This is a genomic window from Pelomonas sp. KK5, from assembly GCF_001984095.1.
Lineage (GTDB): Bacteria > Pseudomonadota > Gammaproteobacteria > Burkholderiales > Burkholderiaceae_C > KK5.
The window spans coordinates 1-20,254 of record NZ_LYVQ01000015.1 but is presented as its reverse complement, the minus strand read 5'-3'; the positions used below and the strand labels follow the sequence as shown (position 1 = coordinate 20,254).

Sequence of the window (20,254 nt, the reverse complement as noted above, 5' to 3'; positions counted from 1 at the left end):
TTGGGGTTCACAGGCCGGCGGCGAGCGTCGTGCCCTGGTGGATGGCGCGCTTGGCATCGAGTTCCGAGGCCTCGGCGGCGCCGCCGATCAGGTAGACGCGCACGCCCGCCGCCTGCAGCGGCGGCAGCAGTTCGCGCTGCGGTTCCTGGCCGGCGCAGATGACCACATGGTCCACCGCCAGCGTCTGCGGCTGGCCGTCGATGGCGATGTGCAGGCCGGCATCGTCGATGCGGCGGTAGTCGACCGAGGACACCATGTCCACGCCGCGCGCCTTCAGCGCCGTGCGGTGGATCCAGCCGGTGGTCTTGCCCAGGCCCTCGCCGACCTTGCTGGCCTTGCGCTGCAGCAGGTGCACGCGGCGCGGCGCGGGTTCCAGGCGCGGCGCCTTGGCCAGGCCGCCGCGTTCGGCGTAGTGGGTGTCCACGCCCCATTCGGCGAAGAACTTCGCGGCGTCGAGGCTGGCCGATTCGCCCTCGCCATGCATCAGGTACTCGGCCACGTCGAAGCCGATGCCGCCGGCGCCGACGATGGCGACCTTCTCGCCCACCGGAGCGCCGTCCCGCAGCACGTCCAGGTAGCCCAGCGACTTGGCATGGTCCAGGCCCTCGATCGGCGGCCGGCGCGGGACGATGCCGGTGGCCAGCACGACCTCGTCGAAGCCCTCCTGCAGCAGCTCGTCCGCGCTGACGCGGGTCTCCAGCCGCAGCTCGACGCCGGTGGTCTCCAGCTTGCGCTTGAAATAGCGCAGCGTCTCGTAGAACTCCTCCTTGCCCGGCACCTTCTTGGCGATATTGAACTGGCCGCCGATCTCGGAGCCGGCCTCGATCAGCGTGACCGCATGGCCGCGCTCGGCCGCCGTCACCGCGCAGGCCAGGCCGGCCGGTCCGGCGCCGACGACGGCGACGCGCTTGGCCTGCGCCGCCGGCCGGATCACGATCTCGGTCTCATGACAGGCGCGCGGGTTGACCAGGCAGGAGGTCACCTTGCCGCCGAAGGTATGGTCCAGGCAGGCCTGGTTGCAGCCGATGCAGGTGTTGATCTCGTCGGCCCGGCCGGCGCGGGCCTTGGCGACGAAATCGGCATCGGCCAGGAAGGGCCGGGCCATCGAGACCATGTCGCAGGCGCCATCCGCCAGCAGCGCCTCGGCCATCTCCGGCGTGTTGATGCGGTTGGTCGCCACCAGCGGAATCGAGACCGAGCCCATCACCCGTTTCGTCACCCAGGCGTAGGCGGCGCGCGGCACCTTGGTGGCGATGGTCGGGATGCGCGCCTCGTGCCAGCCGATGCCGGTGTTGATGATCGTGGCGCCGGCCTTCTCGACCGCCTGCGCGAGCCGGATCACCTCGTCCAGCGTGGAGCCGCCTTCCACCAGGTCCAGCATCGAGAGGCGGTAGATCAGGATGAACTCGCGGCCCACCCGCTCGCGCACGCGGCGCACGATCTCGACGGGGAAGCGGATGCGGTTCTCGTAGGCGCCGCCCCAGCGGTCGTCGCGCTGGTTGGTGCGGGCGGCGATGAACTCGTTGATCAGGTAGCCCTCGGAGCCCATGATCTCCACGCCGTCATAGCCGGCCTGTTGCGCCAGCGCGGCGCAACGGACGAAATCCTCGATCGTCTGCTCCACCTCCTCCTCGCTCAGCGCATGCGGCGTGAACGGGTTGATCGGCGCCTTCAGGGCACTCGGCGCCACCAGGTCCTTCTGGTAGGAGTAGCGGCCGAAGTGCAGGATCTGCATCGCGATCTTGCCGCCCTCGGCATGGACGGCGTCGGTGATCAGCCGGTGGTGCTCCGCCTCGGCTTCCGTCGTCAGCATCGCGCCGCCCTTCATCGGGCGGCCGCGCTCGTTCGGCGAGATGCCGCCGGTGACGATCAGGCCCACCTCGCCGCGGGCGCGCTCGGCATAGAAGGCGGCCATGCGCTCGAAGCCGTTCGGCAGCTCTTCGAGGCCGACGTGCATCGAGCCCATCAGCACGCGGTTCTTCAGGGTGGTGAAGCCGAGGTCCAGCGGCTTCAGCAGGTGGGGATAGGGAGGGGTCATGGTAATGCAACTGGTTGCAAATCGAATGGGGCGGATGGTGCAACCAGTTGCATTCGCTGTCAAGCCGCGGCGAGAATCAGCGCCATGTCCCTGCCCCACGCCCTGCTCACCGCCCTGGTCGAACGCGCCAGCTCAGGCTCCGAACTGGCCTCCCGCTTCGACCGCTCGATCGGCTATTTCTGGCACGCCACGCACCAGCAGATCTACCGCGAGCTGGCGCGGCTGGAAGCCTCCGGCTTCATCGAGGGCCTGTCGGAGGAAGAAGCGGCGCGGGGCCGCAAGCGCGACTACCGCATCCTGCCCGCCGGCCGCGCAGAGCTGAAGCGCTGGATCCGGCAGGAGGCGGAGCCGGCCACCTTGCGCGAGGAGTTCCTGGTGCGGCTGCGGGCCGAGGCTGCGGTCGGGCCGACCGGGCTGGACAAGGAATTGCGCCGGCGCATCGCGCTGCACGAGGAAAAGCTGGCCCAGTACCAGCGCATCGAGGCGCGTGACTTCCCCACCGAGCCGCAGGACCGCGAGGCCGCGCTGCAGCACCTGGTGCTGCGGGTCGGTATCCATTACGAGGAGAACTGGCTGGGCATCCTCAAGGAGGCGCTGGCGGCGCTGGCCAAGCCGAAGCGCAGCGCCAAGCCCTGAAGCACGGGCTCAGCCGCGGCGAGCCTTGTCGATCGCGGCAATATCGATCTTCCCCATCGTCATCATCGCCTCGAAGGTCCTCTTCGCCTCGGCCGGATCCTTGCTCGTGACGCCTTCGATCAGCGTGCGCGGCGTGATCTGCCAGTTGATGCCCCACTTGTCCTTGCACCAGCCGCAGGCGCTCTCGGCGCCGCCGTTGCCGACGATGGCGTTCCACAGCCGGTCGGTCTCTTCCTGGGTCTCGGTGGAGATCTGGAAGGAGAAGGCCTCGCTGTGCTTGAACTGCGGGCCGCCGTTGAGGCCCACGCAGGGGATGCCGGCCACGGTGAAGTCCACCGTCAGCGCCTGGCCCTGCTTGCCGCTGGGGAAGTCGCCCGGCGCGTAGTGGACGGCGCCGACCTTGCTGTCCGGGAAGGTGGCGGCGTAGAAGGTGGCGGCATCCAGCGCATCGCGGTCATACCAGATGCAGATCGTGTTCTTGGCAGGCATAGGTGTCTCCTTGTGCATGGATGTGCGAAATCCGGGGTGGTGAAGGCCCGAGGTGCGCGAATCGGCCGCCGGGCCAGAATGCGGATCATGCCTAACGCCCATCCCACACGCAAAGCCCTTCTGGCCGCCACCTCGCTGCTCGCCCTGCTGGGCAATGTCCATGCCCAGCAGCCGGCCGCCGATCCCATCGCCAAGGTGATCGCGGAACTGAAGCTCGAGAACTACAAGGCCACCATCAAGGGCCTGACCCAGTTCGGCGACCGCCGCCAGGGCACCGAGCGCAACCGCAAGGCCCTCGACTGGATCGAGGCGCAGCTCAAGTCCTACGGCTGCACGAACACCGAGCGGTTGCAGTACATGTTCACCGAGCCCGAGAAGCGCAGCTACGGCAGCTCGGCCGCGCCGCTGCCGGCCCGCGCCGGCGGACCCGCCGGCCAGGGCGGCAGCACGCTGTTCGGCCAGCGCGCGCCGACCGGCGTCAACCAGGACGCCATGGCCCAGCCCGACGAGCGCCTGCGCAAGCTCAACGAGGAACCGACGCCGCCCGGCACCTCGCTGCGCGAGAACGTCTACTGCACCAAGATCGGCAAGACCCACCCCGAGGAGATGTACATCGTCGGCGCCCACATGGACGGCATCGGCTGGGGCGAGGCCGCCAACGACAACGGCTCCGGCACGGCGCTGGTGATGGAGCTGGCGCGCATCTTCAGCATGCCCGGCGTGGAGACCGAGCGCTCGGTCCGCTTCATCCTCTGGAACAACGAGGAGACCGGCCTCAACGGCGCTGCCGCCTATGTGCAGCAGCGCCTGCAGCTGCAGGGCATCGAGTCGCCCAAGGGCTCGGGCAAGTACCCCGAGCCGCGCTGGCTGGGCATGATCCAGCACGACATGATGATGTTCGACCACGGCATGCCGGTGCCGGTGCTGGACGCCAAGGGCAAGCCGGTGCTCGATGCCAGCGGCAAGCCGCGCTACGCCCCGCCCAAGGAGCAGCGCGCCGAGGCCGACGTCAACATCGAGTACCAGGCCAACTCGCGCTTCGCCGACGCGGCCGCCAAGCTGGCCTGGACCTTCCGCGCCGCCAACGACAAGTACGCGACGAACTACCCCGCGGCGGTGGGCTTCCACATGACCAACACCGACTCCACGCCCTTCATGGACTGGGTGCCGGCGATCTCGCTGCGCGAGAACGAGCGCGGCCAGCAGATCGGCGCCGGCTGGAACCCGCACTGGCACCAGCCGACCGACCTCTACGTGAACTACTCGGACAAGGACTTCCTGCTGGGCCTCAACGCCGCGCAGACGACCGGGGCGGCAATCGCCGGGCTGGTGGGGCTGCGTATCGCTCCCTGATCCTGGAGCGGCATCGCCTCAGTTCAGCAGCGCCGGGCGGCCCCCTTCCCTCTTGGCGGCGTACATCGCCTGGTCCGCCTTGCGCAGCAGCGTGTCGGCGTCCATGCCCTCGTCGGGGAAACGGCTCACGCCGATGCTGCAGCTGGCGTGCAGCAGGCGGCCGTCCAGGTGGATCGGCTGGCCGATGCTGTGGAGCACCCGCTCGATCAGCGCCCGTTCGACCATCTCGCAGGCCAGGCCGCGGGCCTCGACCATCATCACGAACTCGTCGCCGCCCAGGCGCGCCACCAGGTCGCCGTCGCGCACGCAGGCCTTCAGCCGCTGGCCCAGCACCACCAGCAGCGCGTCCCCGCATTCGTGGCCGTGGCGGTCGTTGACCTGCTTGAACTCGTCCAGGTCCACGAAGAAGAGGCTCATGGCGCGGTCCCGGTCGCGCGCCAGGCGCTGCTCCAGCTGGCGGCGGAAGTTGGCGCGGTTGGGCAGGCCGGTCAGTGCGTCGAAGTTGGCCAGCTTGCTGAGCTGCTGCTCATGGAGCACCGCATCGGTCACGTCGCTGACCACAGCCACGCTGTGCGTCACCATGCCGGCCGTGTCGCGCAGCATCTTGACCACCACGTCGCACCAGATCTCGCGACCGTCGGGCTTGCGATAGCGCATGCGCCGCAGCGGCAGGCCACCGCGGGCCACCGCCGCCCGCAGCGCGCGCGGGATGCGCGGCTGGCCGTCCCGGCCTTCCGCGAAGAGCCAGCCGAAGTCGCGCCCCACCAGCGCGGCGCGGCCGACGATCTCGGCGAAGGCCGGATTGGAGTAGTCGATGCGGCCCTGCGCGTCGACGATGCAGATGCCGTTGTCCACCGTGTCCAGCGCCACGCTGCGCAGCTGCAGCGACTGCTCGGCCGCCTGGCGCTCCGTCAGGTCGCGCAGGTGGGCGGTGAAGGCCGGCTCGCCCCTGATCGGCGTGCGCGTCAGCGCCAGCTCGACCGGGAACTCCGCGCCGCCCTTCCTCATCGCGCGGATCTCGATGCGCTTGCCCAGCAAATGCGAAGGGCCGCCCGCCATCACCCGCGCGAAGCCGCGCTCGTGGCGCTCGCGCAGGTCCGGCGGCACGATGCATTGCGACAGCGGCCAGCCCAGCACCTCGTCGCGGGCATAGCCGAAGATGGCCACCGCCGCCGGGTTGAAGTCGACGATGCGGCCCTGGGCATCGATGGTGACGACGGCGTCCAGCGAGGCCTCGACGATCGCGCGCTTGTGCGCCTCGCTGGCGCGGGCGTCGGCGGCCAGCGTGGTGGCGAGCGCGGTGGCGCGTTCCAGCATCTGCGCATCGCTGCGGCGCAGCCGCTCCAGGCGCCGCACGTCCAGCAGCGAAGCCAGCAGCGTGGCGAACAGCAGCACGCAGCTGCCCAGGCCCACCATCACCGCCAGCCACAGCGGCTCCACCCCCAGTGGCGGCGAGATGCAGACGCTGCCCTCGGCGAAGTCGGTGGCAGCCATGCCGCTGTAGTGCATGGCGACAATGGCCGCGCCCATCACCAGCGCCGCGGCGCCGCGGGCACGCGCCGAGGCCCGGGCGCGGGCACGCAGCGCAATCGCCAGCGCCAGCCAGGACGCGCCCACTGCGATCGCCACCGACAGGGCCACCAGCGCCGGGTGGTAGCTGAGGTCCGGCTGCATGCGGATCGCCTGCATGCCGCTGTAGTGCATCGCCCCGATGCCCACGCCCATGGCGACGGCCCCCGCCAGGTGCAGGCCGCGGCTCACCACCGGGCGGCGCATCAGCACCAGCACGATGGCCGAGGCGGCCACCGCCGGCAGGATGGACAGCAGGGTGATCGTCAGGTCGTAGGACAGGCGCACGGGCAGGTGCAGCGCCAGCATGCCGATGAAATGCATCGCCCAGACGCCCAGGCCCATGGCCAGCGCGCCGGCGGCCATCCAGCCGCGAGCCAGGCTCCCGTCGGGGCGGGAGACCCGCGGCGCCAGGCCCAGCGTCGTATAGGCGGCATAGCAGGCCACCAGATAGGACAGCAGGACCAGCCAGACGTCATAGCTCGTGCTCATCGCAGCGTGGGCGGCACCCTGGCGACGCGAACGACACGAGCCCGCGGATCACGGCTGCGACGGCCCTTGCTGCCGGCGCCTTTCCTCATGGCGCTCCTGGCGGGCCGACACGACCGGCAGTCCCTCTGTCATGGCCCCAGCAGGCGCTGGGCTGTAGACCGGTGACTTTGCGAGCCCGGCTTTCGCGCGGGGGTGCCTTGTTGTCGATATGGGCCCAGTATGAGCCCGCAACGTGCCGGAATGCGCTGAAGTAACGCGTTATTAGTACCGACACGCCGCCGCGGCCGTGACGCAATGCACGGCTGCGCGGCATGCGCGCTCGCGAACTAGTGGCCGAGCTTGACAGGCATCGCCGGCGCGCTCTTCAGCCTGCGCGCCTTGGCGTCCTTCAGCTGGCCCATCACCTGGGCGATGGCCGCATCGAGCTGCGCGTCGCGCCCTTCGTTGACCTGCAGCGGGTCCAGGTCCACCTCGATGTCCGGCGCCACGCCCTCGTTCTCCACGCGCCACTCGCCGTCCGGCGTGAAGAAGCGGAAGAAGGGCACGACCAGCTTGCCGCCGTCGATCAGGTCGGGGTTGGCCGAGATGCCGATCAGCCCGCCCCAGGTGCGCTTGCCGATCAGCGGGCCCAGCTGCTGGCGCTTGAAGGCATAGGGCAGGAAGTCGCCGCCGGAGCCGGCGTCCTGGTCGATCAGCATCGCCTTGGGGCCGTAGATCGCGCCGGCCGGGGTGTCGGCCACCAGGCCGTCGCGGTCCTTCCAGCTGGCCAGGTAGGGCCGGCTCAGCACGTCGATCACGTAGTTGGCCGCCTGGCCGCCGCTGTTGCGGCGGTCGTCGACGATCAGCGCGTCCTTGTCCACCTGGGCGAAGAACATGCGGTTGAAGTGCTGGAAGCCCTCGTCCGCGGTTTCGGGCAGGTAGACGTAGGCGACGCGGCCGCCGCTCTTGTCCTGCACGTACTGGCGGTTCTTCTCGATCCACGCCCAGCGGCGCAGCATCGTCTCGCTGGCCACCGGCTGGACGGTGATCTGGCGCGAGCCGACCTTGCCGTCGGCGTCCTGCGCCAGCGTCAGCACCACCTGCTTGCCCACCGTGTTCTCCAGCAGCGCGTAAAGGTTGCCGGCGGTGGCATCGAGCGGCCGGCCGTTGACGGCCAGCAGGTACTCGCCCACCCGGGCGCCCTGCCCCGGCACCGCCAGCGGCGCCTTCAGGAAGGGATTCCAGCGATCGCCGCCGAGGATGGTCTTGATGCGATAACGCCCATGTTCGACGGCAAAGTCCGCGCCCAGCAGGCCCACCTTGGCCGAGGGCTCGCTGTAGACGTCGCCGCCGCTCACGCGGTTGTGGCCCACCTGCAGCTCGCCGATCATCTCCACCATCAGGTCGTTGAGTTCCTCGCGGCGCTGCACCGCATCCACCAGCGGGCGGTAGCGCTTGTAGATGCCGTCCCAGTCGATGCCGTGCAGCTTCGGGTCGTAGAAGAATTCCTTCTCCATCCACCAGGTCTCGTCGAAGATCTGCGCCCATTCCTGGCGCGGGTCGACGAAGGTCTTCAGGCCCGACAGGTCCACCGGCTTGGCGTCGAGTTTGTCCTTGGCCTCGGCGGTCTCCAGCTTGCCCTCGCCGTAGCGCAGCAGCAGGACCTTGCCGTCGGCGCTGAGCCTGAAGTCGCGCAGGCCGTCCTTCAAGGACTTGCTCTTCTTCTCCTCGAAGTCGAAGCGGTAGAGCTCGGCGTCGTTCTCCTCGCCGGCGCCGGGCGGCTCGTGGCTGATGCCGGGCTGGCGGTGTTCCAGGTAGAACAGCGCGCCGTCCGAGGCCACGGCCAGCGAGTCGTAGTTGCGCTCGGCCACCGGCAGGCCGACGATGCGCTGCTGCAGGCCGGCCTCGTCCACGCGCAGCAGCTTCGGCGGCTTGGCGGTGGAGGCAGGCTTCTCCTGCTTGTCCTTGGCCTCTTCCTTCTTCTTCTCCTCGGTGCGCTGCTCGGTCTTGGTGTCCTCGTCGCCGTCCTTGGGCTCCAGCGGCGACTTGCCGGCCGCGTTCAGCACCGCGACGAAGATGCCGCTGCGCAGCGCACGCTCCTGGGTGGACATGTCCAGGCCCCACTGCTGCGGTCCGGAGTTGATGGACGAGGTGAAGAACAGCCAGTCGCTCTCGTCCTTGGTGGCGAAGACCGGGTTGCCGGCCTGGCTCAGGCCGTCGCTGACGGCGATGTCCTTGCCCGTGGCCAGGTCCTGCATGCGCACCTGGCTGAAGTAGTTGGCGCCGGCCACCGTGTAGGCCAGCCAGCGGCCGTCGGGCGAGAAGGCGACCTCGAAGCTCGAGCGGTACTGGCTGGTGGCGACCTTCCGGATCGCGTCCTTGCCAGCCGCGCCGGGCTCGATCACATAGAGGTTCAGGTGGTTGTCCTGGTAGGCCAGGCGCTTGCCGTCCGGCGACCAGGCGAGCAGCGTGAAATAGCCGGTGCCGCCCAGGGCATAAGTGCGCACCGGCAGCATGCCGGCCTGGTCGCGCATCACCAGCTGATGGTGCAGCTGCGGGCCGTGGCCGGCCTCGGCGATGTAGGCGACCGACTGGCCGTCCGGGCTCCACAGCGCGTCCTTCTCGCGCACGCCGCCGCTGTGGGTGAGGTTGCGCACCGAGCCGTCCTTGACCGGCACGGTGAACACCTCGCCGCGGGCGCTGACCAGCACCCGCTTGCCGGTAGCCGACAGTTGCGCGGAGGTGATCGTGTGGCTGGCGTCCTTCCACTGCGGGCGGGCCAGCGGAGCAGCGGTGGTCAGCTGAATGTCGAGCTTACGGATCGCGCCGCTGGCAAGCGTCAGCTCCTTCAGCACGCCGCCGGCCTCGTAGACCACGATGCCGCCCTGCACCGCGGCGCTGTGCACGTCCCACGTGGTCTCGTGGGTCAGCTGGCGCAGCTGCCTGGTCTTCGTCGAGTACGCGAACAGGTTGGCGGTGTCGTCCGCGCGGTCGGAGACGAAGATCACCTCGTCGGCGCCGGACCAGACCGGGTTGATGTCGTTGGCGTTGACGTGCGGGATCTTCTCCCAGGTCTTCCTGGCCGGGTCGATGATCCAGACCGCCGGCGTCGAGCCGCCGCGGTGCTGGCGCCAGCCGGAGGCGCCGGAGTAGGCCGGCAGGTAGTTCTGGTAGGCGATGCGCTGGCCGTCCGGCGACCATTCGCCGGCGAAGACGACGGCGTCCATCACCTTCTTCTCGGCGCCGCCGGCGGCGGGCACTTCCCAGAGCTGGCGGCTACGGCTGTTGGCCACTTCGCGGGCGGAGGTGAAGAGCACGCGCTGGCCGTCGGCGCTCCAGCCGTTGACGAGATCGGCGCCCGGGTGCCAGGTCAGGCGGCGCGGCTGGCCGCCGGCGGCGGGCATCACGTAGACGTCGGTGTTGCCGTCATAGCTGGCGGAGAAGGCGATCCACTGGCCGTCCGGCGAGAAATGCGGGGCCGTCTCGGCGGCGGCGGCGCTGGTCAGCTGGCGGGCATTGGCGCCGTTGCGGTCGGCGGTCCAGATGTCGCCGCTGTAGACGAAGGCGATGCGGTCCTTCGAGAGGCTCGGCTGGCGCAGCAGGGCCGGCGCGGCGCCGGCGGTGGAGATCAGCGCCAATGCAGCGGCCAGGGCCGTGGCGGCCCGCTTGAATCCTCGGTTCATTGAAGTCCTTGTTTGCTCTTCTTCTTGCGGCCGGCCTTCCAGCCACCATAGATCGCCAGCAGGCCGGGTATGAAGATCGTTGCCCAGATGATGATCTCCAGATGCTGCCGCACCCAGGGCACATTGCCAAAAGCAATACCCAGGCTGGTGACACCCACCACCCACAGCAGCCCGCCGCCCACGTCGTACATCGTGAACTTGGCGCGGGTCATCTGCGCCACGCCGGCCACGAAGGGCGCGAAGGTGCGCACGAAGGGCATGAAGCGCGCGATCACGATGGTCACGCCGCCGTACTTCTCATAGAACTCGTGGGCCTGCAGGAAGGCCTTCTTGTTGAAGAAGCGCGACTGCTCCCACTGGAACACCTTGGGCCCGAAGAAGCGCCCGATCGTGTAGTTGCTCTGGTTGCCGGCGATGGCCGCCGCGGTCATGAGCGGCATCGCGACGCGCCAGTCCAGCAGCCCGGTGCCGCACATCGCACCGACGATGAAGAGCAGCGAATCGCCGGGCAGGAAGGGCATCACGACGACGCCGGTCTCGATGAAGATGATCAGGAACAGCAGCGCATAGATCCAGGGGCCGTAGGCGAGCACGAAGCCTTCGAGGTGCTTGTCGACATGAAGGGCGAAATCGAGGATGGCGGCAAGGAATTCCATGGCGGCGGATTATGGCGGCGACAATGTGACGATCTCCCCGAGCAGCGTTAGCAAGATGGAAGCCAAGCCAGAACAGATCACCACCCGCCTCGTGCACGCCGACCGCCGCAGCAACGTCGAGCACGGCGGCCTGCACAAGCCCATCCATCCGTCCACCCAGTACGGCTTCGACAAGGTGGAGGACCTGATCGGCGTGTTCCAGGGCACGGTCAAGGGCGGCTTCAACTACGCCCGCCAGGGCACGCCCACCACCGCGGCGCTGGAGGCCAAGCTGACGGCGCTGGAAGGCGGCCGCGGGACCATCGTGTTCTCCTCGGGCATGGCCGCGCTCTGCGCCATCTTCCTGACGCTGCTGAAGGCCGGCGACCACGTCGTGTCCAGCCGTTATGTCTTCGGCAACACCAACAGCGTGTTCGGCACGCTGCGCGACCTCGGCATCGAGATCGACATGGTGGATGCCCGCTCGGTGGACGCCGTCGCCGCGGCCGTGAAGCCCAACACCCGCATGGTCTTCGTCGAGACCATCGCCAACCCCGGCACGCAGATCCCCGACATGGCCGCCATCGGCCAGCTGTGCCGCGACAAGGGCCTGCTCTACGTGGTGGACAACACGGTCACCTCGCCGGCGCTGTTCAAGCCCAAGGCGCTGGGCGCGGGCCTGGTGATGAACTCGCTGTCCAAGACCATCAGCGGCCACGGCGGCGCCCTGGGCGGCTCGGTGACGGACACCGGCGAGTTCGACTGGTCCACCTACCCGAACATCTTCACCAACTACCGCAAGGGCGACGCTGGCCAGTGGGGCCTGCAGCAGATCCGCAAGAAGGGCCTGCGGGACATGGGCGGCTCGCTGTCGTCGGAGCAGGCGAACCAGATCGCCGTGGGCGCGGAGACGATGAGCCTGCGCGTGCGGCAGACCAGCGAGACGGCGCTGGCGCTGGCGCAGTTCCTGGCCGCGCATCCGGCCATCGACGCGGTCCACTACCCGGGGCTGGAGACTCACCCGCAGCACGCCAAGGCGCGCGAGTGGTTCAAGGCAAGCTCCTGGCTGCTGTCCTTCGAACTGAAGGACCCGTCGACGATGAACGCCGTGCTCAACAAGCTGCGCATCCCGGTCAAGGCCACCGGCATGGGCGATACCCGCACGCTGATCATCCCGGTGGCGCCGACGATCTTCTGGGAGGCCGGCGCCGCGGTGCGGGCCGAGATGGGCATTGCCGACGGGCTGGTGCGCGTGTCCATCGGCATCGAGGAGGCGGAAGACCTGATCGCGGACTTCGCGCAAGCGCTGGCGGGATAATCCGCCGATGGAAGCAGAAGCCGCCAACGTTGTGCAACGCCGCGCGATCCGCGAACTCCCCGATGAACTGATCAGCCAGATCGCAGCCGGCGAGGTCGTCGAGCGCCCGGCCTCGGTCGTGCGCGAGCTGGTGGACAACGCGCTGGATGCCGGCGCCACGCAGATCAATGTCAAGCTGATGGCCGGCGGCGTGCGCGCCATCGTCGTCGAGGACGACGGCTGCGGCATCCCGGTCGAGGAGCTGCCGCTGGCGCTGAAGCGCCATGCGACGAGCAAGATCCGCTCGCTCGATGAACTGGAGTCTGTCGCCACGATGGGTTTCCGCGGCGAAGCGCTGGCCGCGATCTCCTCGGTCTCGGAGATGGCCATCGTCAGCCGCAGCGAAGGCGCGCCCCACGCGCAGCGGCTCGACGCGCGCAGCGGCGAGCTGAGCCCCGCGGCGCGCGCCCGCGGCACCAGCGTGGAGGTGCGCGAGCTGTTCTTCAGCACCCCGGCCCGCCGCAAGTTCCTGAAGACCGATGCCACCGAGCTGGCCCACTGCCTGGAGGCCGTGCGCCGCCATGCGCTGGCGCGGCCGGACGTGGGCTTTTCGGTCTGGCACGAGGGCAAGCTGGTCGAGCAGTGGCGCGCCGCCACGTCGGAGCTGCGCCTGAAGGACGTGCTCGGCGAGGACTTCATGACCGAGAGCCGCCCGCTCTTCGCCGAGACCGGCCCGCTGCGCTGCTACGGCCGCGCCGGCCTGCCCGAGGCGGCGCGCAGCCGCGCGGACATGCAGTACGTCTACGTCAACGGCCGCTTCGTGCGCGACAAGCTGATCGCCCACGGCATCCGCTCCGCCTACGAGGACGTGCTGCACGGCCATCGCCAGCCCTGCTACGTGCTCTTCATCGAGATCGCGCCGGCGCTGGTGGACGTCAACGTGCACCCGACCAAGATCGAGGTGCGCTTCCGCGACGGGCGCGAGCTGCACCAGCGGGTGCGCTATGCGGTGCAGGATGCGCTGGCGGTGTCGCGCTCGTCGGAAGCGGCGGCGCCCGTCGTCGTGCAGATGCCGGTCACGCAGCAGATTGACCTGCCCGGTGCCAGCAAGCCCGCGCCCGGCAGCCCGCCCGCCTGGTTCGCCGCCGAACCGCGGCCCAGCTACGGCGCGACGCCCAGCTGGCGCATGAACACCCAGCCCTCGCTGGGCCTGGCCGAGGTGGCGACGCTGTACGGCCAGCCTGCCGCGCCGGCAAGACCTGACCCCGTACCTGCGGCGCCCCGCCAGGAGCTGCCCGCGCACGACTGGCCACTGGGCCGCGCGGTGGCGCAGATCCAGGGCGTCTACGTGCTGGCCGAGAACGCTCAAGGGCTGATCATCGTGGACATGCATGCAGCCCACGAGCGCGTCGTCTACGAACGGCTGAAGGCCAGCCTCGGCGAGCGCACGATCGAATCGCAGCCGCTGCTGATCCCGGTCACCTTCGCCGCCACCGCCGCCGAGATCGCCACCGCCGAGGCCCATGCCGAGACGCTCACGAAGCTGGGCCTGGACGTGGCGCCGCTGTCCTCCAAGATGCTGGCCATCCGCGCCCGCCCGGCCCTGCTGGCCGGCGGCGACGTGGTGGAGCTGGCGCGCGGCGTGCTGGCCGAGCTGGGCCAGTTCGAGGCCAGCCAGGCGATCGAGCGGGCCCAGCACGAGATCCTCGCCACCATGGCCTGCCACGGCGCGGTGCGCGCCAACCGGCAGCTGACGCTGGACGAGATGAACGGCCTGCTGCGCGACATGGAGCGCACCGAACGCGCGGACCAGTGCAACCACGGCCGCCCCACCTGGCGGCAACTCACCATGCGCGAGCTCGATGCCCTCTTCCTGCGCGGGCGCTAAGCAACAAGAAACGGAGCCGTCATGGCCACTTTGAAACTGAACAAGAAGCCGGCACCCGCCGCCAAGAAGGCCGCGCCCGGCGAGGAACGCCGCGCCCCGCTGCGCGGCAAGGGCGTCTCGCGCCCGCGCCAGACGCTGGAGGCCGCCCAGGCCGAGCGCGCGCAGAAACAGGCCGAATTCGAGCAGCGCCGCGCGGCGGAAGCCGAGCGATTCGAGCGTTATGCCCGGCCGCAGCCGCAGTCCCAGGAGCCGCGCCGTGACGATCGCCGCCCCGGCCGGCCGGCCCAGCCGGGCAGCTTCCAGCGTGACGAACCGCGGCGCCACGCCGAGCAGCACCGCCAGGCCTATGGGCAGCGCCCGGGCGACGAGCAGCGCTTCGCCGAGCCGCGCCGCGACCAGCGCCGCGCGACGGCAGGCGCCCCGGGCCCGCGCGGCCCGGCACGGCCCGCCAGCTACCCGGCCCCGCAGGCCTACCAGACCCAGCCCTACGCCAAGCGCCCTCAGCAACAGGCGCGCCCGCATCACGACGACGATGACGACGACGACGATTTCGTCGTCCACACCCGCCCCGAGGGCGAGCGCCTGTCCAAGCGCATGACGGCGCTGGGCATGGCCTCGCGCCGCGAGGCGGACGAATGGATCGGCGCCGGCTGGGTCAAGGTGGACGGCAAGCTTGCCGTGCTGGGCCACCGGGTCGTCGGTGACGTGAAGATCGAGATCGACCCGCAGGCCTTCAAGCACCAGGCCGGCAAGGTGACGATCCTGATTCACAAGCCGATCGGCTACGTCTCCGGCCAGGCCGAGGACGGCTACGAGCCCGCCTCGGTGCTGGTGAAGAGCGCCAACCAGTGGAAGGACGATCCTTCCGGCCTGAAGTTCAACATCGGCCATGCGCGCGGCCTCGCGCCCGCCGGACGGCTGGACATCGACTCCACCGGCCTGCTGGTGCTGACGCAGGACGGCCGCATCGCCAAGACGCTGATCGGCGAGGACTCGAAGGTCGAGAAGGAATACCTGGTGCGAGTCGAGTACGACGGCCAGGGCGCGCCGATGCAGCGCGTGCCCGCCGAAAGCATCGCGCTGCTGAACCACGGCCTGATGCTCGACGACGTGCAGCTCAAGCCCGCCAAGGTCAGCTGGATCAATGACGACCAACTGCGCTTCGTGCTGAAGGAAGGCCGCAAGCGCCAGATCCGCCGCATGTGCGAGCTGGTGGGGCTGAAGGTCGTGGGCCTGAAGCGCGTGCGCATCGGCCAGATCAACCTGGGCCACCTGCCCGCCGGGCAGTGGCGCTTCCTGTCGCCCTGGGAACGGTTCTGAAGCTGCGCCCGATCTGCATCGCCGGCCCGACCGGCTGCGGCAAGACGGCAGCGGCGCTGGCGGCGGCCGAGCTGCTGCCGGTGGAGATCATCAGCGTCGATTCGGCGCTGGTGTACCGCGGCATGGACATCGGCACGGCCAAGCCGACGAAGGCCGAACTGGCCGCAGTGCCGCACCATCTGATCGACATCATCGAACCGACCGAGGCCTATTCGGCCGCCGAGTTCGTGCGCGACGCCCGCCGGCTGGCCGACGAGATCCTGGCCCGCGGCAGGCTGCCGCTGCTGGTGGGCGGCACGATGCTGTATTTCAAGGCCCTGTTCGACGGCCTCTCGGACATGCCACAGGCCGACGAGGCGCTGCGCGCCAGGATCGACGCCCGCGCCGCCGCCGAAGGCTGGCCGGCCCTGCATGCCGAACTGGCAAGACTTGACCCCGTCACCGCCGCCCGGCTGGCGCCGAACGACTCGCAGCGCATCCAGCGCGCGCTGGAGGTCTGCACGCTGGCCGGCCGGCCGATGAGCGAGCTGCACCAGCAGCGCAGCGAGGGTGTGGACTGGCCGCTGCTCTCGCTGGAGCCGAAGGACCGCGCCTGGCTGCACGAACGCCTCGCGCTGCGCTTCGAGCAGATGCTGGCTGCCGGCCTGGTCGACGAGGTGAAGGCGCTGCGCGCGCGCGGCGACCTGACGCCCGACCTGCCCTCGATGCGCTGCGTCGGCTATCGCCAGGCCTGGGAGGCCCTTGACGCCGGGCTGGGCAGCGGCGACTTCGCCGCCCTGCCCGAGCGCGGCATCGCCGCCACCCGCCAGCTGGCCAAGCGCCAGATCACCTGGCTGCGCAGCATGCCGCAGCGCCAGGTGATTGCCTGCGACGAGCCGGACGCGCAGGCGGCGCTGCTCGCCGCGATGCAGAGGCTGCTCGCCGCATGACGGTGCTCGAAGCCAGGGGCCTGGCCAAGCGCTACGGCTCGACGCCGGTCTTCGACGGCATCGAACTGAGCCTGCAGCGCGGCGAGCTGGTCGCGCTGGTGGGCGAGTCCGGCTCCGGCAAATCCACGCTGCTGAACTGCCTGGCCGGCCTGGACGAGCCGGATGCCGGCAGCGTGCTGGTCGACGGCCAGGACCTCGGTGCACTCGACGAAGCGGGCCGCGCCCGGCTGCGGCGCGAGAAGCTGGGTTTCGTGTTCCAGGCCTTCCATGTGCTGCCGCACCTGAACGTGGCCGACAACGTGGGCCTGCCGCTGCTGCTACTGAAGCGGCCGGATCCCGTACGGGTGGCGGAGATGCTGGATGCCGTCGGGCTTGGCAGTTATGCCCAGCGCATGCCGCGCCAGCTCTCCGGCGGCCAGCTGCAGCGCGTGGCCATCGCCCGCGCGCTGGTGCACCGGCCGCTGGTCGTGCTCGCCGACGAGCCCACCGGCAACCTCGACCCGCGCCATGCTCAGGCCGTGCTGGACCTGCTGCTGGCGCAGACGCGCGAGCAGGGCTCGGCCTGCCTGCTGGTCACCCATTCCGAGAAGGCGGCGGCGCGGGCGGACCGATGCCTGCATCTCGGCGAGCAAGGGCTCGGATGAACCTGCAGTGGCTTGCCAAGCTGTCCTGGCCGGCCCTGAAGCACCAGGCCGGCCGGCAGCTGCTGGCCCTGCTGGCGATCGCGCTGGGCGTGGCGCTGGGCTATGCGGTGCAACTGCTCAACACGACCGCGCTGGCCGAGTTCGGCAGTGCCGCCGCGAGCCTGAACGGCCGGCCCGACCTGGTGCTGCGCGCGCGCTCGGGCGAGGCCTTTGACGAAAAGCTCTATGCCCAGGCCGCGCAACTGCCCGGCGTGGCCCTCGCCGCCCCGGCGGTCGAGGGCGTGGCGATGGCCCGCGATGCCAAGGGCGAGCGCTTCCTGCTGCGCGTGATCGGCTGGGACGCGCTGCAGGCCGGCCCGCTGAGCCCGGAGCTGCTGCCGACCCGGCCCACCAGCCCGCTGGGGCTGCTCGACCCGATGCAGCTCTCGCTGAACGCCGCGGCGCGGGCCCGCTTCCAGGGCCAGGCCGTGCCCCTGGTGAACCTGCGCGCCGCCTCCGACGAGAGTGGCACCGCCCGCAGCCTGAGCCTGCATCTCGGCCCTGACAACGCCGCCGCCGGCGGACCGCGGGCGGTATTGGACATCGCGGCGGCCCAGGTGCTGCTCGACAAGCTGGGCCGCATCGACCGCATCGACCTGAAGCTCGCCGCCGGGCAGGACCCGCAACGCTGGCTGCGCGAGACTGCCCTGCCCGCCGGCCTCGCGGATCTGGCCGCGGCACCGCCGCCGGACGAGAACGCGAAGCTCGCCGAGCTGACCCGGGCCTACCGCGTCAACCTCGGCGTGCTCTCGCTGATGGCGATGTTCACCGGCAGCTTCCTGGTCTTCGCGGTGATGTCGCTGTCGGTGGCGCAGCGGCTGCCGCAGCTGGCGCTGCTGGGCGTGCTGGGCATGACGGCCCGCGAGCGCATGCGCCTGGTGCTGGCCGAGGGGCTGCTGCTGGGCATCGTCGGCAGCGCCGCGGGCCTGCTGCTGGGTTGGCAGCTGGCCGCCCTGGGCCTGCGCCTGCTCGGCGCGGACCTCGGCCAGAACGGTACGACCGGCCTGCATGCGAGCCTGCGTTTCGGGCTCGACCAGCTGCCGCTGGCCCTGCTGTTCGCCGCGCTGGGCCTGGGCGTGAGCCTGGCCAGCGCGCTGGCGCCTGCGCTGGCCGTGCGCCGCATGCCGGTGGCGCAGGTGCTCAAGGGCCTGGGCAGCCAGGCGAGCGAACTGCCGCCCTGGATCGGCCCGGTGCTGCTGGCGGCCGGCACGGGCCTGGCCCTGCTGCCGCCACTGGCAGACGACGTGCCGCTGGCGGCCTACGCCTCGATGCTCGCGCTGCTGCTCGGTGGCATCGCCTGCGTGCCGATGCTGCTGAGGCTGGCCGTCAGCATGCTCGGACGCCACGCCCCGCTGCAACTGCTCGCCCGAGAGCGCTCGCGCGACCAGGCCGGCGAGGCGGCGCGCGCGCTGGCGGGCGTGCTGGTGGCGCTGAGCCTGTCGGTGGCGATGGTGGTGATGATCGGCAGTTTCCGCGATTCGCTGGAGCGCTGGCTCACGCAGATGCTGCCAGCCGATGTCTACATCCGCTCCTCGCTGCGCGTCTCGCTGACCCAGGGCGCGCCGCTGCCGGCGCGCACGCTGCAGGCGCTCGAAGGGGCGGACGACCTGGTCCGGCGGATGACGCTGCAGCGCAGTGGCAGCATCGTGGTTGACGGCAGCGCCGAGCCGGTGACGATGCTGGCCCGCGAGATCGACGAGGCCGGGCTGCCGGCCGCCTCGCCCTTGCTCGACGGCCCCGGCCTGCCGGTCTATGCCAACGAGGCGCTGCGCGATGCGCTGAAGCTCACGCCCGGCCAGGCGCTGACCCTGCGCCTGAAGCCGGATGGCCCGCCGATCACCGCCCACCTGCGCGCCGTCTGGCGCGACTACGCCCGCCAGAGCCCGGCCCTGCTGCTGTCGCTGGCCGGCTGGCGCGCATCCGGTGGCGATGCGCGCATCACCGAGGCCTACCTCTGGCTGCCCGAGGGGCTGGCGCCGGCCGAGGCCATCGCGCGGCTGAAGAAGCGCCTGCCCGGTGCCGCCGACCTCGACTTCGCCGCCGCGGCCGACCTGCGCGGCATCTCGCTGCGCATCTTCGACCGCAGCTTCGCCGTCACCCACTGGCTGCAGGCGGTGGCGCTGGCGATCGGCCTGTTCGGGATCGCCGCCAGCCAGTCGGCCCAGGTGATGGCGCGACGCAGGGAATTCGGGCTGCTGCTGCACCTGGGATTCACGCGCGCCGGCGTGCTGCGCCTGCTGGCGCTGGAGGCGGCGCTGGCCTGCGGGGTCGGCGCGCTGGCCGGGCTGGCGCTGGGCCTGGCCCTGAGCGCGGTGCTGGTCTTCGTCGTCAACCCGCAGAGCTTCCACTGGAGCATGGACATGAGCCTGCCGTGGCCGCGGCTGATCGCCCTGCTGGCGGCGATGTTCGCGGCGGGCGTGCTGGCGGCGCTGGCGGCCGGGCACAAGGCGGCGACGGCCGATGCGGTGCAGGCGGTCAAGGAGGACTGGTAGGTGACGATGGACCGACGTGCCCTGCTGATCCTTCTTGCATCGCTCGGTGCCGGCGCTGCCCGTGCGCAGCCGGGCCTCGCCTTTCCCCGCGACTTCGGCTCGCATCCCGGATCGCAGCTCGAATGGTGGTACCTCACCGGCATCCTCGCGGACGAGGCCGGCAAGTCACGCTTCGGTTACCAGCTGACCTTCTTCCGCCTGAAGGGCCCCGCCCCGGCTGGTCATCCGAGCGCCTTCGCGGCGCGGCAACTGCTGATCGGGCATGCGGCGTTGAGCGATCTGCAGGCCGGCCGGCTGCTGCACGAGCAGCGCCTGGCGCGGGCGGGATTCGGCCTGGCCGAAGCGGGCGAGGCGGATACCGACGTACACATCCGCGACTGGTCGCTGCAACGCCACGAAGGCGGCTACCGCGCCGCACTGCGCTGCGAGCGCTTCGAGCTGGACCTGCAACTGCGCGCGACGCAGCCGGTGCTGGCCCAGGGCGACCAGGGCTGGTCGCGCAAGGGACCGGACAGCTGGAGCCACTACTACAGCGAACCGCAGCTGGCGACCGAGGCGCGGCTGCGACGCGACGGCAAAGAGCTGCGCCTGGCCGGCCGCTCCTGGCTCGATCATGAATGGAGCGACCGCTTCCTCGGCGGCGAGGCGGTCGGCTGGGACTGGGCGGGCCTCAACCTGGACGACGGCGGCGCGCTGACGCTCTTCCGGCTGCGCCGGGCCGACGGCTCGCAGCACTGGGCCGGCGGCAGCTGGCGCAGGCCCAGTGCTGCG

At 70.5% G+C, this 20,254-nt stretch carries 14 protein-coding genes and 1 riboswitch; of the genes, 9 read left to right on the top strand and 5 right to left on the bottom strand.

The window, feature by feature from the left end; all coding sequences use genetic code 11:
• Positions 1-7: 7 nt before the first annotated feature.
• On the bottom strand, positions 8-2,038 hold the full coding sequence (locus B0W88_RS03595) for an NADPH-dependent 2,4-dienoyl-CoA reductase (RefSeq protein ID WP_077033283.1): 2,031 nt from the start codon (positions 2,036-2,038) through the stop codon (positions 8-10).
• A gap of 84 nt (positions 2,039-2,122) precedes the next feature.
• Here B0W88_RS03595 and B0W88_RS03590 point away from each other — a divergent pair, with 84 nt between their 5' ends.
• Entirely contained in the window at positions 2,123-2,674 is a 552-nt protein-coding gene (locus B0W88_RS03590) for a PadR family transcriptional regulator (protein WP_077033282.1), read from the top strand.
• 9 nt (positions 2,675-2,683) lie between these two features.
• Here the strand turns inward: B0W88_RS03590 and B0W88_RS03585 are convergent, their stop codons facing one another.
• On the bottom strand, positions 2,684-3,163 hold the full coding sequence (locus B0W88_RS03585; protein WP_077033281.1) for a VOC family protein: 480 nt from the start codon (positions 3,161-3,163) through the stop codon (positions 2,684-2,686).
• Positions 3,164-3,250: 87 nt separating this feature from the next.
• Between B0W88_RS03585 and B0W88_RS03580 the strand changes: the two genes are divergently transcribed.
• Positions 3,251-4,516 (top strand): M28 family peptidase, encoded by a 1,266-nt coding sequence (locus B0W88_RS03580; RefSeq protein ID WP_077033280.1) that lies wholly within the window; start codon positions 3,251-3,253, stop codon positions 4,514-4,516.
• Positions 4,517-4,534: 18 nt separating this feature from the next.
• Here the strand turns inward: B0W88_RS03580 and B0W88_RS03575 are convergent, their stop codons facing one another.
• The 3 genes from B0W88_RS03575 to B0W88_RS03565 all read right to left on the bottom strand — a co-directional run bounded on the left by B0W88_RS03575 (position 4,535) and on the right by B0W88_RS03565 (position 10,895).
• The gene (locus tag B0W88_RS03575; protein ID WP_077033279.1) at positions 4,535-6,577 is read right to left on the bottom strand and encodes a bifunctional diguanylate cyclase/phosphodiesterase; all 2,043 of its coding nucleotides are present in this window, start codon (positions 6,575-6,577) and stop codon (positions 4,535-4,537) included.
• A 112-nt stretch (positions 6,578-6,689) separates the two neighbouring features.
• Positions 6,690-6,784: riboswitch (cyclic di-GMP riboswitch) on the bottom strand.
• Positions 6,785-6,903: 119 nt separating this feature from the next.
• Complete coding sequence (locus B0W88_RS03570; protein WP_077033278.1) at positions 6,904-10,239, bottom strand: S41 family peptidase; 3,336 nt, start codon at positions 10,237-10,239, stop codon at positions 6,904-6,906.
• Entirely contained in the window at positions 10,236-10,895 is a 660-nt protein-coding gene (locus B0W88_RS03565; protein WP_077033277.1) for a VTT domain-containing protein, read from the bottom strand. Before B0W88_RS03565 ends, B0W88_RS03570 begins: the two co-directional genes overlap by 4 nt.
• Before the next feature lie 55 nt (positions 10,896-10,950).
• On the opposite strand from B0W88_RS03565, the gene B0W88_RS03560 reads away from it, so the two are divergent.
• From B0W88_RS03560 to B0W88_RS32500, 7 genes are all read left to right on the top strand, one after another.
• Positions 10,951-12,192: a cystathionine gamma-synthase family protein gene (locus B0W88_RS03560; protein WP_077033310.1), complete on the top strand. Its 1,242-nt coding sequence runs from the start codon at positions 10,951-10,953 to the stop codon at positions 12,190-12,192.
• 7 nt (positions 12,193-12,199) lie between these two features.
• The gene (gene mutL, locus B0W88_RS03555) at positions 12,200-14,059 is read left to right on the top strand and encodes a DNA mismatch repair endonuclease MutL (RefSeq protein ID WP_077033276.1); all 1,860 of its coding nucleotides are present in this window, start codon (positions 12,200-12,202) and stop codon (positions 14,057-14,059) included.
• 21 nt (positions 14,060-14,080) lie between these two features.
• Complete coding sequence (locus B0W88_RS32505) at positions 14,081-15,379, top strand: pseudouridine synthase (protein WP_083748552.1); 1,299 nt, start codon at positions 14,081-14,083, stop codon at positions 15,377-15,379.
• Positions 15,346-16,308, top strand: coding sequence for a tRNA (adenosine(37)-N6)-dimethylallyltransferase MiaA (gene miaA, locus B0W88_RS03545; protein WP_233151613.1), 963 nt, complete (start codon positions 15,346-15,348; stop codon positions 16,306-16,308). Before B0W88_RS32505 ends, miaA begins: the two co-directional genes overlap by 34 nt.
• Positions 16,305-16,952, top strand: coding sequence for an ABC transporter ATP-binding protein (locus tag B0W88_RS03540; RefSeq protein ID WP_077033275.1), 648 nt, complete (start codon positions 16,305-16,307; stop codon positions 16,950-16,952). Before miaA ends, B0W88_RS03540 begins: the two co-directional genes overlap by 4 nt.
• A complete protein-coding gene (locus B0W88_RS03535) occupies positions 16,949-19,483 on the top strand; it encodes an FtsX-like permease family protein (protein WP_077033274.1) in 2,535 nt (844 codons plus the stop codon). Before B0W88_RS03540 ends, B0W88_RS03535 begins: the two co-directional genes overlap by 4 nt.
• Before the next feature lie 6 nt (positions 19,484-19,489).
• Positions 19,490-20,254, top strand: a 765-nt coding sequence (locus B0W88_RS32500; protein ID WP_083748557.1) for a carotenoid 1,2-hydratase, incomplete at its 3' end; no start/stop codon positions are given.